Source organism: Pseudomonas sp. B7 (assembly GCF_016735645.1).
Taxonomy (GTDB): Bacteria; Pseudomonadota; Gammaproteobacteria; order Pseudomonadales; family Pseudomonadaceae; genus Aquipseudomonas; species Aquipseudomonas glycinae.
Genome location: NZ_JAERRE010000009.1, coordinates 247,908 through 265,137, shown reverse-complemented (window position 1 = coordinate 265,137; position 17,230 = coordinate 247,908). Strand labels below are relative to the sequence as shown.

Annotated in this window: 6 protein-coding genes; 3 read left to right on the top strand and 3 right to left on the bottom strand. The window is 62.7% G+C overall.

Features of this window, described 5'->3' with window-relative positions; all coding sequences use genetic code 11:
- Positions 1-209 precede the first annotated feature (209 nt).
- Entirely contained in the window at positions 210-1,241 is a 1,032-nt protein-coding gene (locus JKA62_RS21045) for an AraC family transcriptional regulator (protein ID WP_011334549.1), read from the bottom strand.
- 212 nt (positions 1,242-1,453) lie between these two features.
- On the opposite strand from JKA62_RS21045, the gene JKA62_RS21040 reads away from it, so the two are divergent.
- The 3 genes from JKA62_RS21040 to JKA62_RS21030 all read left to right on the top strand — a co-directional run bounded on the left by JKA62_RS21040 (position 1,454) and on the right by JKA62_RS21030 (position 3,125).
- Positions 1,454-2,401, top strand: coding sequence for a SphA family protein (locus JKA62_RS21040; RefSeq protein ID WP_201819261.1), 948 nt, complete (start codon positions 1,454-1,456; stop codon positions 2,399-2,401).
- A gap of 255 nt (positions 2,402-2,656) precedes the next feature.
- Entirely contained in the window at positions 2,657-2,851 is a 195-nt protein-coding gene (gene relB / locus JKA62_RS21035) for a type II toxin-antitoxin system RelB family antitoxin (RefSeq protein ID WP_011334551.1), read from the top strand.
- A complete protein-coding gene (locus JKA62_RS21030) occupies positions 2,832-3,125 on the top strand; it encodes a type II toxin-antitoxin system RelE/ParE family toxin (protein WP_311776288.1) in 294 nt (97 codons plus the stop codon). The genes relB and JKA62_RS21030 overlap by 20 nt, the downstream gene beginning before the upstream one ends.
- Positions 3,126-3,174: 49 nt before the next feature.
- Here the strand turns inward: JKA62_RS21030 and JKA62_RS21025 are convergent, their stop codons facing one another.
- Positions 3,175-15,684, bottom strand: a complete 12,510-nt coding sequence (locus JKA62_RS21025) for a filamentous haemagglutinin family protein (protein WP_201819260.1) — start codon at positions 15,682-15,684, stop codon at positions 3,175-3,177.
- A gap of 190 nt (positions 15,685-15,874) precedes the next feature.
- Positions 15,875-16,984: a substrate-binding domain-containing protein gene (locus JKA62_RS21020; protein ID WP_201819259.1), complete on the bottom strand. Its 1,110-nt coding sequence runs from the start codon at positions 16,982-16,984 to the stop codon at positions 15,875-15,877.
- Between the last annotated feature and the right edge of the window lie 246 nt (positions 16,985-17,230).

The window sequence follows — 17,230 nt, the reverse complement described above, 5'->3', positions numbered from 1 at the left end:
TGGGTAGCCTCAAAGGCCCCCTCACCCTAGCCCTCTCCCGGAGGGAGAGGGAACTGACCGGGTTGTTTGTTGGAGATACAGCGACGTGAAAGACAGAGTTGAATAGGGATTCGCTGAAAAACTTTCAGGTCGGCGTATCTCTCGAATATCCCCCAATCGGCTCCCTCTCCCTCCGGGAGAGGGCTGGGGTGAGGGCCATCGGTCTCAGATCAAATCGAAGCACTGCGCCACGCACTCGGGCTTTTCCCCGTCCAGCGTTTGAACGCCCGGCGAAAACTACGCACGTCGCTGTAGCCGACTTCCTCGGTAATCCGCTCAATCGGCATATCAGGATTAGCCAGCAAACTCATGGTGCGCGCCTGACGCACTTGTTCCAGCAGCGCCTCGAACGTCAGCGAATGCTCAGTCAGCCGCCGGCGCAGAGTGCGGCTGCTCATATTCAAGTCGGCGGCAATCTTTTCAATATGGCTGCCCCGGCTCAAGTCACGGGCAATCGCCCGCTCCACCGCCTGGATCAGATCGAGTTTCTGATGAACCTGCGCCGCCTCCAGCTCCAGCAACTTGACCGCCTGACGCAGCGCCAGCGAATGGTGGTTGGGCAGGTTCACATCCAGCCATTGCACGTCGATCAACATGCGGTTGTGCAGGCACCCGAAGCGCACCTCCGGCCCCAGCAACCGCCTGTACTCATCCAGGTAATCCGGCGCGGCGTGCATGAACTCCACGGCAATCGGCTTGAACGTCTCGCCCACCAGCGCCCGGCCATAGACCAGCAGGCTGGCGAAAAACTCTTCAACGGCAAACACCTGCACCTCGGCAAACGGCAGCCGGCACTCAACGTCGACGTAGACCTGATCGCCTACCACATCGACGCTGGAAACCACGATCCCGCCGGAAGTGTGCTGATGCCGAACCCCGATTTCGAACGCGTCGCGCAAGGTCTTGCACAGCGACAGCACATGCCCGAGCAGACCCAGCGTACCGAGCACGTTCTGCGCGCCGACCCACAGGCCCAGCCCCTGATTGGGCAAAGCCTTGAGCGCACGCTGGATCATCGCCACGGCCTGGCGATAGGAAATCCGCTGCGCCGGATCCTGCAGGTCGTCGAAATCAAAACCCAGGCCACGGCACAGACTCTGCGGCTCGACGCCCTTGTTGGCGGCGACTTCGGCCAGGGTTTGCAGGAGAAATGGCGACACCAGCGCCAGTTCGAAGGTGGGGTCTTGGACTTTTACGTTCATGGAGGCTGACATCCCGGATCACGCTGAATTGTTATTTTTGTAACCGGTTATGTCGAAGGAAGTTAGCACAGGGTTGGCGGACTGTCCGCAGAAGCCCCCTTCCGTGTCCGCCAATACCCTGCCCTGTTGTGCGCCAAGGGCTTATTTCTATCGTGGCCGGGCACCCCGAATGCCGGCGTTGCGCCCAAAACACAATAATAATGAGGACGGACATGACCCCGAACCGCGCGACATTCCCTGTGCGACTGGCGCTGAGTCTGCTCGGCTGCGCCGCGACCCTGCCGGTGCTGGCCACTGAAGCCGGCGTCGACAACATCGGCCCCGGCACCGACGGCTTCTTCATGCTGCCGCTGGAGGTCGACAGCCTTCCGGAGAACATGGTCGCCTTCAACCTCTACTACAACCATTACAAGTCACGAAAGCTCAACATCAGTTCGCTCGGCGGCAAGGTGCCGAATGTCGAGATCGAATCCACCGCCGTCATCCCGCGCATCGATTACCTGAGCCCGGTGCGGATTTTCGGCGGGCGTCTGGCCGGTTACATCGCCCAGCCGTGGCTCAAGCAGGAAGTCTCGGTGTTCGGCCTGAGCGACACCCGTGAAGGCATGGGCGATACCACCATCGCGCCGATCATCCTGTGGGACATGGGCAAGGACCTGACCCTCGGCGCCGCCGTGGAAATCACCGTGCCCACCGGCGAATACAGCGTCGATCGACTGGCCAACACCAGCAACAATTTCTACACCTACAAACCGCTGTTCTCCTTCACCTGGCTGCCGACCGAGCGCACCGAGGTGTCGATGAAAACCACCTACAGCTTCAACGAGAAGAACAAGGACACCGACTACAAGTCCGGGCAGATCTTCCACTTCGATTACTCGGCCAGCTACAAGATCACCGACGACCTGATGCTCGGCATCAACGGTTACTACCTCAAGCAGACCACCGACGACAAACAGTTCGGCCACACCGTGCAATTCGCCGGCGAAGACGTGAACGACGGCGTACGCGGCAAGGTGTTCGCTATCGGCCCGGCGCTGCACTTCACCTTCCTCAAGTACGCCAGCGCCGAGATCCGCTGGGCCAAGGAATTCGACGTGGAGAACCGGCCAGAAGGGGAAATGCTGTGGGCGAAGGTGAGTATTCCGTATGCGTTCTGAGTGCATTTGTAGGAAGGCGCGCGCGGATTTGTAGGCTGGAAACCTGAAAAACAGAGGGTGGGAATAGGCCTACAGCGGCGGTCGAGATTGCCGGACAACGGTGGGAAACGTCCGGCAGATTTCAAAGGGGGGACTTGCAGATACTGGGCGCCGCTACCCCATGGTTCCTACAGGGCTCATGGGGTGCATCGTCTGCCAGTGACGACAATGGGCCCTTTCCCCCTTAGACTGCTGAAATTGATCACGGAGATCACTATGAGCATATTGCATTCCCCGTTTTACTCTGACTTCGAATCCGAAGAAGAGGCAGAGAGCTACGATCGCTGGTTTCGTGCCAAGGTGCAGGCTGTACTGGATGATCCTCGCCCGGGCATTCCCCATGAAGAAGCCATGGTGCGGCTCGACCAACTATTAGAAGAGAGACGCAAGAATCGACGCGCTGCCGCTTGAATGGAGCGATCAAGCTCTGGACGATCTGGCTGACATTATCGATTACGTTGAACAATACAACTCCAACGCTTCAGCGGCTCTGCAGCACAAGGTTGGTGCAGCAACGCAAAGGCTTTCATCAATCCCTTATGGTTACCGATCCGGTCGAGCGCCAGGCACTCGGGAAATGGTGGTCAATCCGAACTATCTGCTGGTCTATCGAGTGAACGGGCGCATCAAAATACTGACGTTAGTCCACACCCGACGACAATACCCACGAACCTCATCTACATAAAAAAAGGGCGGCCAAACGGCCGCCCGAAGCGTACTACACGAGAGTCCTTTTACAACGTCAGCTGTCCCCGCTCCTCTTCGGTCAGCTGCTGTTTCGCCTGTTCATCCAGCGCCCCGGCGCCCAGCACCTGCACGGGGCTGTCGGGGTTGTAACCCGGTGTCGGTGCGCGGCTGGCGCCGTCGCGGGTCGGGGCCAGTTGTTCGTTGCCGAAGCTGAGCACCTGCACGGTGAACACCGAGGCCTGGTTCTGGCGCGAGGCGGCTTGTTGTTGACGGGCGACGTCTTCCGCCGCCTGGGTGGCCGACGACGCAGCAGAGCTGGCCGAAGTGATCGCGCCGGTGTTGACCGCCGAGACCACCGGCACGCCGGTCGCCTTGCCCTGCACCGAGATGTTGGCGGCGTTGACCACCGTCAGCGCGGCGATGTTGACGTTGCCCGAGACGCGAATCCCCGCCTCGCCCGCATCGATGGTGCCCAGCGGCGCGATCAGGTCGATGTCCCCCGGTGCCACCTCGGCAATCGGGTTGAGCGTGGCGATACCGGCGCCGGTGCTCGGCACCGATGGCGACAGGGTCACGTTGCCCCAGGTGTCGTACACGCGTTTCGGCGGGGTGTAGACCACGGTGGTTTTCGAACCGCGACCGGCGTTGATGTCGCCCTCGGCGGACCAGCCCAGGATCGAGCCGCCGAACGTGGTCATGATACGGCTCTGCCCGAGCAGAATGCTGCCCTGGGAGTAGAGCTGAATGTCGCCCGAACCCTGGGTGATGATCCCCGCCGTCGATGGCGGCGCGGCGCCTTCAATGCCGAACACCTGACCGCCACCCGGCGTGAGCATCTGGATATCGCCACCGAACAGCGTCTTGACCCCGGCACCGCCGTAGAGGGTGATGTCGCCGTCATAACGGATCAGGTTGCCGACCACATCGACGGTCGGGAACAGCGAAGCAATGGCGTTGCGACCGCGCAGGTAACTGCCTTTGCGCGGGCCGTCGACGTCGTTGTACTCAAGACCACCGGCACGCAATTCGGCGAAGTACACCTGACGGGCGAAGATCGCCTGCTCGGCGCCTGGCAGCGCAGCGAAGAAGGCTTGCGCCTGTTCTGCGTTGCCGCTGAAACCGTAGCCGAGGGTCAGCCAGCTCTGCAATTCGTCGAGGTAAGTCTTGACCACTTTGCCCGGTTGCCCGTTGAGGGAAACGCTCGGGTCGGCAAGGTTCTGCGGGTTCAGGTAACGGGCGATGAACCGCGAATAGTCCGCTCCCTGTGCGTCCGTACCGGCCTGCATCACCAGGCTGGCGCCGGGACGGTTGTCCCCCGCCAGAATCGGTCCGATGCTGGTAATGCTGGCACGGTCCTCCATCAGGATGTTGCGCCCTGCCTTGATGTCCAGCACACCCGGGCCGGCGATGTCGAAGCTGCTGTAGAGGATGTCGCGCCCTGCCGAGACCCGGGAAATATCCCGTGAATTGTTGTGCACGAACAGATTGCCGGTCGAGGCGACACCCTCTGTATTCGGTAACCCCATCTCGCCGTTGGGCGCCGTGGTCGGTTGCCCGAGAAAGGTACCGGAAGCCACGATGTCTCGCCCTGCCAGCATCCAGACAGGGCTGGCCGCCTCGTACCAGGTACGTTTGGAGAGGCTGAACGTCAGTGTTTCCCCACTGCGCACCCCCACCAGATCACCGGTCAAAGCATAGAACCGTGCGGGCGCCTGCACCTCACTCAAACCCGAGTAACTGTTGGCACCAAAAGCAAACAGCGGATATCGCAAGTTTTTATCGGGTGAAACCCCATCACTGCCACGGTTGGTCATGATCGGCGTTTTCGATGTGTTGTTACCGTAGCCATTGAAGGCCGGTGTGAATGGCGTAGCGATGGCCGACGGACTGGCGCCCGACTGATTGATTGCGTAGCCACCGGCATAGATCGAATCCTGCGCCAGGAGCTCCAGTTGCCCGGCCTTCGAGGGCGCCAGCAACAAGGAGTACGCTGTGGCCGGCAAAAATCCGCTGCCTTGCATGTAGGTCGCCGACGGCCCGGCATAAATCGAGCCCTGGGCCGCCACCGCACGCAGGATCGACGGATATACGAAGCGCCCATCGGTGGGAGATGTGTTTCGCCCGATCATGGGGCCCTGCCCGTCAACCTCGCCCAGCTGTGTACTTGGCGTCAGGTTGCCTCCAGCCGAAAACAGATCGATAGCCGTGTGATCGGTCCATAGCGAGAAACCACTCAATCCGCCCCCGTCATGCACGACACCGTCAGCGGTGGTGAACGGCGTCGAGTTCTGCAACCGAACCCGGCCCGGGTCCGCCGCACCACCCAGCACCAGGTCGCCGCGGGTATTGAGGCTCATGCCCGAGTCGCCAGGGATCAAGACCAGGCCGCCGGAGGCACTGCCAGCGGTGGATGTGAACGGGTCAAACGGTCGGACTTCTCGTGGGTCCTGCACATAGGAGGCTGCGCCGTACTGCAGATTGATTCCACCCAGCGCCCCGCCAGTCAGTCGGGCCGCGCCGCGCAGGTTGATCAGAGCGCCTTGCAAGTCGTGTCGGGGGACTCCCACGCCACTGTTGCCGGCCCGTGCCTGCAACGACGGATTGAGCGAACCGCCGATGCGGATGTCCATATCACCGCCACCGGTCAATTGCAGCCGTCCATCGTCGCCGACGCGCCCGGTACTCCCGACCGCCACGATCAAGCCTTGGCCACGGGGGTAAAGATTGGTGTTGGCGTTTTCGCCCAACGCCTTGACCATGCCCCCATCGGCACCTGCGCGCAGGCTGATGTTGCCGCCACCCAACGTGCCGAAACCGGTGAAGCCAACCAGGAACGGCCCGGTATCGACGCCTTGATCCGGCAACGGCTGAGTCGCATAACTGCCGAAGTTGATCCACCACGCCGTCGGCACATCGCTGTTGCCGGTCCCCTGACGCCAGAGCCAGTTGCCCACCGCCACACTGGGCACTTGCTCAGGTGTTTCCAGGGTTGCCGAAGGGCCACGCCGACCCAGCACATCCCCCGAAATCGAACCACCGGCGTTGATGGTCAGGTTGCCGCCCATTTGCGGGTACCAGGCCTGATACAGACTGTCGTTGCCTGTGACCCACCGCTCGTAATCGCTGCCGGCACTGCCCAGCACCGAACCGTTGTCCGACAGACGTCCGCGCGGCTGGTTGAAGCGCGGATCGATCTCCTCGGATTGGGTGCCGGCGGTATAGACGCCGAACGGTGAGTCCATGCTCAGATCACCGGCGGCGAGCACGTCCAGATCCCCGGTACCGGTACGCAGTACGCTGAACATCTGTGTGCGGGTCCTGACGGTGATGCCCGGTTTGTTTTCCACGCACAGCTCAGGGAAAGACCCACACCAGGCAAGCACGTCTTCATCGCTTATCGGTGACCCCGGGGGCATGCCCATCCAGTTGTCCGGTGCCCACGTCCATCGCGGTGCAGAAACGCAGGAGTTCGGTGCCCAGTCGCACCATTCCTTGAGCTCGTCAGGCACGGGTTCGCCCGGGGTGAAGCCACCCAGATTGCCTTCACCCCAAACCAGGGTTGGTGCCTTTTCAGTGACTTTGAGCCCGTAATGAGTGTCGGCCAGACGCAGATTGCCGTCGCTGGAAACCGGTTTGATCGCACGCGTATCAGCGGCACCCAAATCGGCCCCCGCCACCACCCGCATCGACCAGGACGCGCTGCCGGCCGGTAACAGGCTGGCAACGGCCCAGTTGCGCCCCTGCTGGTTGCCGTTCAATGGCCGCAACTCGATAAAGGCCGTCCCATCGGCCAGAACCACGTCGGTCATCGACGGAATCAAAGAACCGCGCAGCAATGCCAGCGATCCACTCAAGCGCACGCCTTTGATCGCGTTGGTACCGGCTTCGACGCTCCCCGGCAACGGCACGCCTTTAGGCCAGCGAATCGCTTTGACAGACGTGACGTCATTCAAGCGAATGCCCGCGCCAAGGCGGCTGCCGGCCGGCAATGTGACGTTGTCGGTCAGCAGCGTTCCAGCGGCAAAAATCAACTGGCCCGAGGCATCGTGAACCGCGCCTGCCAGTACCGTACCGGCGCCCAGCGTGTACGGCGCGGCCAAGGTCGCTTCGGTTGGCAACAACGTGCCAGCGGCCAGGGTCGTCGCTTGCAGCGGCACGTCGTAGTTCAGCGTGACGCCCGCCGGGAACAGCGTGCCCTCCGCCAGTGTGACGCCTGCACCCGGCACCACCAGATCACCGCCGAACGGCTGAATCCCCGGCAACAGTTTCCAGCCCGCATCGTCGACCGTCTCGGGTGGCGGTGCAAAACCGTCGTTGAGGCTGCCGTGGATATCGAGATTGCCGCCGGCGCGAATCACCAGGCTGCCAGACTCGCCAGAGCCATAGGCTGCGGTTTTCTGCGTATGCGGATTGAGACTGGCATAGCGGTAACCGGACAGATCCACATCGCCCTGCACCACCAGATCGCCGTCGGCGGTTTTGCTGACGATCTCGACACCCGGTCGCAGATGGAAGGCATCGGCATAGGACGCATTGTTCAGGCCGGCCAGTTTGTTCTGCAGCAGGTTGCTGTTGAGCAACGCGGCATCGATGAACGCCGTGTTGTCGCCATGGATGCGGTCAAGGTAGGCCTGATCGATCACCTGATACGGACGTCCGCTGGCCGCCGGGTCTGCACCGTCGCTGGCATCGCTGTAACGGCGCGTGGCATTGAGCCCGATCGAACGGGCGCCCTGAATGTTCAGCGCGCCGCTGGCATCGATGGCGATGTCGCCGCCGGCCAGACGTGGTGCGTTCAACTCCAGCGTACCGCGCGGCAATCCATCGGACTGCCCGGGCAATGGCCCCAGTGCAGCGTCGGTGCCGTGGCGCAGATCGATCCGTGCGCCGGAGCCCAGCGTCAGCGTTCCGGCGCCGGAGTTGAGCTCGACCATCGCCCGGTTCGGTGCATCGATGATTTTTCCGTAGCTGTCGACCCGCAGCACACGGCCATGGGCGTCGAGCACGGCGCTGCCAGTCACCGTCAGGCCGTTCTTCGCCGACAGACGAATCGAACCGACCCTTGAACCACTCGCGTCGACAAGACCCGCGACGGTCAGGCTACCGTTGTCCACCGAGACATTGACCTCACCGGCCTTGAGCCCGTCGCCGATCAACAGATCGCCCTGCTTGAGTTGCAGGCTGCGGCTGCCAAAAACCTGCCCTGCGTTCAAGCGCTGGTTAAGGGCCGCGAATTGCTGGCTCGGATCGCCATTCAAGTGTTGCGCGCGGATGTCCACGCCACCGGCCTTGTACGGCACCCATGTGCCACCCGCGTCATAACTGCCGCTGCTGGCGCCGAGGATCTGGCCCTGCAGATCGACCATCCCGGCATCGCTGGCCAAGGCGATGGCGCTGAGATTGCCGGCCTGATTGTTCTGCGCCGACAGGTCGATGCTTGAGCCCGCGAGCTGACGGATATTGCCGTGGCTGCTGTACAGCGCCACATCACCGCCCCAGCTGTACTTGTTCACATCGTTGAACGCCAGGGTACGCCCGGCCATATCCAGGTAAGCGCCACTGTTCAGGGTCAGGTCTTCTACCGATTTGATCACCAGTTTGCCGCTGGCCAGAGCAATGCGACTGTCGAGCGTGACATTACGCGCATCGAGCGTCAGTTCCGCGCCCAGGACATTGGCCGCCGCTGGGGTACCGGCGCCCGTGAGAGTCAGGTTGTTACCGGCCTTGAGCAGGTTCACCGAGGCCGCCTCCCCCGTCAGCAACGGGGTGCGCAGGTTGAGGTTGCCGCCGCTGTAGGCATAGCCCCCGACCGGGTCGAAAGCGCCTTGCGCCTGATACACCGCAAGGCTGCCTTTGTGGTTGGCGGTGATGTGGTCGCTGGCGGTCAGATTGACGTTGGCAAAGCCCAGCACCAGGCGATCGTTCTGCTCCAGTCCACTGGCCTGCGGGTTGGGGCCGTAGCCGAATTCGATACGCTGGGCCTGAATGTCGAGTGTGCCCTGACCGGTGCCGGCGCCGCCAGAGATGACAGCAGCGGGCGCTTGCGTGGCGCCGTTCCAGACCAGATTCGCAGTGCGGATGCTCGCAACGTCTGCGGCTTGGCCCAAGCCATAAATGGCCGGTGTACTGAGTATCAGATTCTGCAGTTTGCTGACGCCGGTCTGCCGATCCAGCGTGTCGAGGCTGACACTGCCATAGAAATTCAAGGCATCGCGACTGGTCAGGCTCAAGGTCTCCAGGGCCGGAGCGCCAAACTGCGTATCACCGCGCAACAGCCGGTCGAGCACGTTCTGGTTCAGGGTCAGGCCGGTCGGCACACGACTGCCGGCGGCACTCAAGGCCTCGGCACTGCCGGCATTGATCGTCCCCACCGCCAGCGTCAGATGGCGAGTACCGAAGCGTACCGTTTCGTCGAGCTCGAACTGTTTGTCTGTGGCGGCCGTGATGCTGCCATTGGAGTAAAGCAGCGTCGGGTTGGTGCAGGCGTTCGTCGGGCAGTTGCCGATGCGAATATCCCCCGCGCCGGAGGTAGGGGTCGACAACGACGGCGCGAGCACGTTGGTCCAACCGTTCGAGACCACCAGCAGACCTGCCGTGCCCGGAGCATAGATAAAGCCTGCGGATGAATCGTACGGTGCGTCGCCGCGCCCCAGAGTGTTGATCCCCGAACCGGCTTCGAGCGTGATGCTGCCACGGGTACTGGTGGTACGCAGCAGCACTTCAGGCGCAGACAGCATGGCGCCCTCACGCAGGGTGATATTCGATGTATCACCGATGAACGAAACGATATTGCCCGCCGTGTTGTAATCGATCGCCGGTTGCGCGCCGATGGTCAGACGGCCTGCACCCAATCTGTTGAGGCTGTCGGCATACAGCGACACGCCGCTGAAACCCTCGGTACGCCGATGCCCGTCGCCGAGCAGTTCCACCTCCCGCGCGCCCCTCACCACCGCCGTCCCGACCACGCCGCCAGTGGCCGGTTTGAACAACACCTGTCCGGCGAAATCCAGCGCAATGCCCTGCTCGGCGCCCGACATCAAGTACAGATTCAGCGACTTGCCATCCATCGGCGCCAACGCCCGTGGCACGCCACGCCGTGCAGCGTCACTGCGGATGAATTGAGTAAAACCGGTTTCGTTGTACTGCGAATAACGACGCACGACATCGGCCGAGGTCAGGATGACCTGGCTGGCCAGGTTGTCACGCAGCCCGGTGTTGGCGATCGACATCAACCCCGAGCTGGTCCATGAACCATTGCGCAAAGGCAACGCGCCAGACGTGACACCCGCTGCGGCCTGGCCGTTGACCTCGACCCGGAACGCCCCCGGTAACAAGGCGAACGTCGAGGGCAGCAGCGTATAGGTGCCTGCCGCCAGCCCCGGCACGCCGGAGCCGAGGGTGATTTGCTGGCCGATGCGCGGATCAACCGCTCCTGCTTCGGCGAGCATCGGCGCGTAGGTGCTCTGATTGCCGGGCACAATGGCGTACACCGGATTGCTGGCCAGGCCTGGCAAGCTGAACGTACCGTCGGCGGCATTGCGCACCAGCGGATTGAAGCGTGCATCGGTAGAGCCGCCCCGCCCGGACACAAACCCGGCCCCTCGCAGGTCGCCGCCGCCAGACAAATCGATCAATGCTCCCTGCTGCACATCGACGTACCGCGAGGTCAGCGTTACACCGGCGGTTTCTGCGGTAATCCCCTTGAGCACAACCGATTTGCCAGCGTATCGATAGTCGATGCCGTCGGTGGTGCCGCCATAGGGCATGACCAGTCCGTCCGCGCTGACCGACGTCACACTGCCCGGCAACAAATGCAGGTCATGGGTGTTGACCACGGTCTCGTCGCCCAGGCGGATCATGCCCAGCGGCGCACGAATAACGCCGCCCTGCTCAATGTGCCCGGCAGCCAGCGTCAAGTCGCCAAACACCGAGTAAGGCACGACGGCCGGGGCGCTCCCGGCGCGGGTGATGCGCAAGGTGCGCGCCGGGTCGGCGCCAGGGTGCACGCTCTGATAACCGACCCGCACCTCGGCAGTGACATCACTGGCCGGATAGATTTGCGCGGCCTGCAGGTTCAGGTCCCCAGGCGTCCACAACTCCGTTTTAGTGGTGTACCCGGTCGGAGCCAGAAAGCGCAGATCCCCCCGGCTGTGCAAGGTCACCTGATCAAAGCCGCGCCGACTGACCTCGATTGCCGCACCGTTGAGTGACGCAATCTTCCCCGCCGTGCCGAACGACAGGCTGTTGCCCAGATCCAGCAGGTCCGCCGTGGCGTTGAACGTGGCGGGTGCCACATGGGTCGTCGGAGTGTTCATGACTCGCGGGCGCAGATAACCCGGCGCGTCGAAGTATTTGCCGGTCCCCGACAACCGCAGATACGGCGCTGACAGATTGATCCGCGCAGTCTCTCTGGCGCCGTCGGCCAACGCCAACGCGCCGGCATACAGGCTCAGGCTCTGGCGGCTGTGCAGATCGACATCGCCGTCGAACGACAGCAAACCATTGCTCAGCAGGCTGAGGTTGTCGAAACCGCCGGCCATCAACTGATTGGCGCCCAGGCGGGCACGACCGTATTGCAAGGCTGAAGCAGCGGCACCGGGTTGCAGATCCTGCGGCAGCAGTGACTTGCCTGCGTCCTGTCCAAGGATGATTTCCCTGGCGGCACGCACTTTATTGGCGGCGAGGTTGAGGTCGTAGAGCGGCGTTTCCAGTGCAATGTCCAGACGCCCGCCGGCTGCGCCCGCACCACCGGCGACTGCACGCAGGCTGCCATCGATGAACAGTCCGTTATAGGAGCTGAGGCTGATTCGTCCACCATCGGTGGCTATCGGCGTTGGGCCCTGCCCGGCGATATCCAGCGTGGCTTGAGCACCGGACGCGTCCAGTCGTGCGCCCTCACGCACGATCACATAGGCGTCGGTCGACGTTGCCGTGGTTTTTTTCGCATCGATTTCACCGCCGACGATGATCGTGCCGCCCTTGCCCACCAGCCCGTAAGTACGACCCAGCGCATCCACCGCCGTGGCCGCGCGGCCAGCCACATCCAGCACCGCGTGTTCGCCGATCCAGATCGAGCGGTTGTGCGCTGCGTTGTCAGCCAGTTGTGAGTTGTCGGCGACGTCGTTCGAACCGAACTGTTGCTGGCGAATATCGAGGGTGCCACCCCAGGCATTCAGTTCGCCATTGAGGGTGATCTGTCCCGCGCCGCGCAAGTTGATGCTCTGCCCGGGGTCGACGCTGATGCGCGAGTCCTGGCCGAGGCTCAGGGTCGTGTGCGCAGGATCGAGCAACCTGACTTCGCGGGTACCGGCCTGCAGCGTCAGGCTGGCACCGGCACGCCGCGTCAGTTGGGCCTTGGTCGGATTTTCCTGATAGAGCGGCGGCGTCCACAGCTCCAGTGCCTGCTGCGGCGCGGCACCGCTGACCTGATTGGCAGCCGCCTCGCTGAAGCGATAGACCGGCATCGACACATCAATGACGGTGTTATCCGTCACTTCCATCCGGTTCAGGCCAATCAGGTTGTAGGTCGAGAAGCCTTTTTCAAACAGCGTCGGCGTCAGCTGCAACACAGAGTCGGCCTGACGCTTATCGGTCTGGCCGATCAGCACATCGCCGGTCTGCAGAAACAAACGGCCGCCGCCAGACACACCGTAACCCCGCAGCTGGCCGTCCAGAGTCAGATGACTGTCACCCGACGCGGTCAAGGCGCCGGCCTCCAGCGTCACGTCACCGCCCTTGCCTCCGCGGGTCTTGCCATTGGCCAGAATCGCCCCGCCGGAAGACACGTCCAGCAGACTGCCGGCACCGACCTCGATGTCGCTGCTGCTGCGGATCGACACCACGCCACCATCCAGATACGCCAGGCTGGCTGTATCGTCCGGGTTGGTGCGCAGGTTGCTCCACAGACCGCGAGTGTCCAGTTGTGCCCCTTCAGCCACGCTCACGCGGGTGGCCTTGCCGGTCGGCGCGACGAGTCGGGTGTCGGTGAGGCGATCGGTGTTGAGCTGATTGAGCACATTGCCCAGATGCAGGCTGCCGCCACGCGCGGTCAGGTTTGCGTTGACCTGCACGTCCGGCCCGTACAGGGTGATGTCGCCGCCATTGTCGACGGTGACGGCACCTTGGACGTTGATCCGTTCCTTGGCCGCCACTTTCAGCGCGCCCAGTTGCCAGTCACTGAGTTGCCCGGCATCGAGGAACAGCTTGCCGTTGCGCGCATCGGATACGGCTCCGGTCAGATCCCGATCATTGCCGGCGACCGGGCGCTCACCGCCGATCTGCACCTGTTCGAGCAAAGGGTTAAGCCCATAGAGCAAACCACCGGAAGCCGCCACGTACGCCGGATCATAACTGCCGACAATCAACTGCCCGCGCCGCGCCAGCGCCGTCTGACTCTGCGCATAGCCATCGAGTACGGCACGCGGTGCCTGGATCTGGCGCTCGCCCTGATAAGCCTCGCCAAGCATTTGCCCTTCGAGCACAGCGTTGCGGGTGCCGATCACCAGTTGCCCGGCATCGCGTCCCACGGTGTAGCCCGACTCCCGACGACTGGACGGCGCAATCAACGGGTTGTAGTAATAACTCGTCTGACCCCAGCGCTCACTGCTGTCTTCATAGCCCTTGTACAGCCCGGTGTAGAGCAGATCCCCCGGCGCCTTTGAGACCTCATACAGGCGCCCGTCGGCCCCGCGCAGCCAGCTCTGGCGAATCTCGCCGCTTTGTACATCCAGCGTGCCGCCGGACAGGTTGATCAGCGAACCTTTCTCGGTCACCACGTCATTGCCGGCGAAACTGACCATCCCGCCCTGAGCCATCCACTCGCCGATGCTGTGGCCCTGGGTGCCGAGATAGCCACCGACCTCCAGCAGACCACCAGCGGTGTACCAGCGATCCGTGGCGTAGCCGTTGGTGCCGGCCGGGACGTAAACCAGTTCGCGTACATCGACCCACACGTCATTGCTGTTGAGTGCACCCTTGTCGCGATTGACCGACGCATCGCGCTGTTCGTTGCCCTGGACGTTGATCTTGATGCTGTTGGATTCCATCGCGACTTTCACGCCGATGGCTCCGGACACATCGATCAACGCGCCGTCACGCACCAGGCTGCGGCGCTGCGCCGCCACCGCCACTTGCCCGCCGGTGGCCAGGGTGATCGAGCCGTTCTGGAACTCGACGCTGCCACCGCTCTGGATGTCGATGCGCGACTGATCGCCGCGAATCCTGTTGTTGGGCGTCACGCCGGTCAGGGCGGCCTGATGCTGACTGTCGAGAGCCGTCAGGTCACTGCTGTCGAGCAGGATCGCCGTCGCGCTGCCCTGCCCCAGCGTCACGCTGCCTTGGGTGTCGGTCGCCGGGTTGAGCAAATGAATCGTGCCGCGAGTGGCGACCGAGGTGCTGGCCAGCAACACGCCGTTTTGCCCGATCTCATGGCCGGTCAGGGTGATATCGCCAGTGGCGGCCTGAATCAGACCGTTGTTGCTGACCTTGCCGGCAGTGCTGCCGGCCTTGAAACCCGGCGTGACTTCGTTGCCGAACGTCGTGGAGAAGGCATTGCCTTCAGTGCCCGAGCCTTTGCGAATGTAAAAGCGATCCCCCGCGCCGAGCACGGTCTGGCCCTTGGCGGTGTTGATGCTGCCGTCGTTCTGCACTTCGCTGCCGAGCAGCAAGGCATAGCCGCCAGCATCGGTCGATTTGGCCGGCCGCGCCGTTTCGATGGACGCACCGCGCTCCACCAACACTTTTCCGGCGGCCTCGGTGAACGTCGGCTGGCTGCCGCTGCTGTCGAAATACAGGCCGCGATCGCGGAACTGAATATCGGTAATGTTGGCCGCCGCCGCCACCAGGTTACGCACGTTGACCTGGCTCGTGCCGCTGAACACGATGCCGTTACGGTTGATCAACATCACCGTACCGTTGCCCTTGATCTGGCCCTGAATCTGGCTGGCCCGCGCATTCGGATCGTTGACCCGGTTGAGCACCGCCCAGTTCGACTGCTGGACGAAATCGACCGTGGTGTTGCGCCCGACGTTAAAGGTCTCCCAGTTCAGGATCGCCTTGTCGGCGGTCTGCTCGATCTTCACCGTGGTCTTGCCGTCAGCCTGAGTCTGCTGCGGGCCTTTGGCGTTCTGCCAACCTTGCGTGAGGCTGTTGTCGACCTTCAGGCCGCCCTCGCCCAGACCGTCAGGCACAAACTGCACCGTGCCCAGTGCCGCCGCACGACCGGCCGCCTGCGCCGCTTGTTGCGCCGCAATCGCCGCTACAGTGTTGTTCAGGGTCTGAATCGAGCGCTGCAACTGCTGGTTGGCCTTTTGCTGCTGCGCCAGCGGCGGCGTCCCCGGCAAACCACCCACGCTCGGGCGTGCTGCCGCCGCCTGTTGCGCCGCGCCCTTGGCGGCAAACCATCCCGAACTGAACGCAGTCGCCGCCTCGGCACTGCCTGCCACCAGACACAAGGCAATCGCCTGCGCCAGGGGCTTGAGCAACCACAGCGCCGGATCGACGGCCATGCGCTGCTGAGGCTGAACACGGGTACTGCGACGGGATGGGCGAGCGAGCATCACTACGAGATCCTTTTTGTTTGCCACATGAGGCCGCAGGTCGGCTTGCCCCTGCTGTTACGACATAGGCGGTTGGCGCGGGCCGCGACCGAACGGATGTCACACAAACTTCATGAATGAGGAGTAGATCGTCCAAAAAAAATGGCAGCAGCCCGAAGGCTGCTGCCATTTCATTGCCGTGAAACGAGGCTTACAAAGGACGGCCGACAGCGTTGCAGACGCTGGCGTTGTTGATGTCCAGGTTGTTGCCCGAGGTGTTGGTGATGAAGTTGGCAGTCACGGCCGCTTTCCAGTTGGTTGGAACCGGAGTGAAGCTGTGAGCGATGGTGGCAGCGTTGTTGCCCGGGTTGCTGTAGTGAGTGGTCAGGAAGGATTTGACGTCAGCGGCCACGGTTGCGTCCTTGTAGCACTGGCCGAAGATGAAGTTGGTGTAAGCCACGATCGGGTAACCGCTGGCTGGGTTAGGAACGACCGGTACCCACTGGGCAGGGTTCGAAGGCGCGGTTGGCAGAGTCGCCGAACCCAGTGCCAGCGAAACGTTGGCGGTGGTTGGCTGTACGCCGTTGACGCGAGCAACCACGGCGTTGCTGGCGGCGTTCACACCGTCCGGACCAACGTAACCGATGGAGCCGTCAACGGCGTTGACTTGAGTGGCCACGTCAGCAGTACCGGCAACGCCTACCCAGGTCGTAGGCAGGGTCGAACCGGCTGGCAGACGAGCGCTGGCGAAGGTGGAGTTGGTGGCGAACTTGGTCGGGCAGATCGAGTTCAGGTGACGGGTCAGGATTTCCGTGGTGCCGCTGGAAACGTTGCGATAAACAACGCGGATCGGCGTGGTGTCGGAAGTGCCCAGCAGAGCGCCCCAGGTGGTTTTGGTGCCGGAGAAGGCGTCGCACAGCTGAGCGCTGGTCAGGTTCAGAGCGGTCTGACCGGATTTTTTGTACGGAATGGCAACCGAAGTAGCCACCGAAGGCAGTTGAATCAGCGGGCCGTACGAAGCGCCGAAGTTGGTGTTGTAGGTGCTGATTTCCGAAGCGCTGAGGATCGAGTCGCTACCGGCGAAGTGAACCGAACCGGTGGTGTTGAACAGTGCCGAGTTGTTGGTCAGGAAAGCGGTCTTGCCGGTGCCGCTACCGGTACCCAGGTAGCTGAAGTTGGCTGGCAGGATGCTGTTGGCAGAACCTTTGTACAGAGCGGCAGGCAGAGTCGCGCCACCACCGGTTACGTTGGCGGCCATGGCCTGGGCGGAAGCCAGGGCAGCGACGGTCAGGGAAGCTGCGATCAGAGTGCGCTTGAACATGAAGAATCTCCTTTTCAACGTTGGGTGTGAACACAGGTTTGCAGGGGTCTTGCATGACACTGGGAAGACTCACCGCCGACCTTCGCAAGCGGGGTCCGTGGTTAAGTCGCACTGAGAAATTCGCAGTTTCCGGTGACAGATAAAGGAAAAAACCTCGGGAGGTGCGAGGTGATTTTCGAGGGATTTTCTCGGGTGTTCCGGCGGTTGTGCGGAGTGTCTACGGCAAGCTTTTCGAGGGAACCGGCC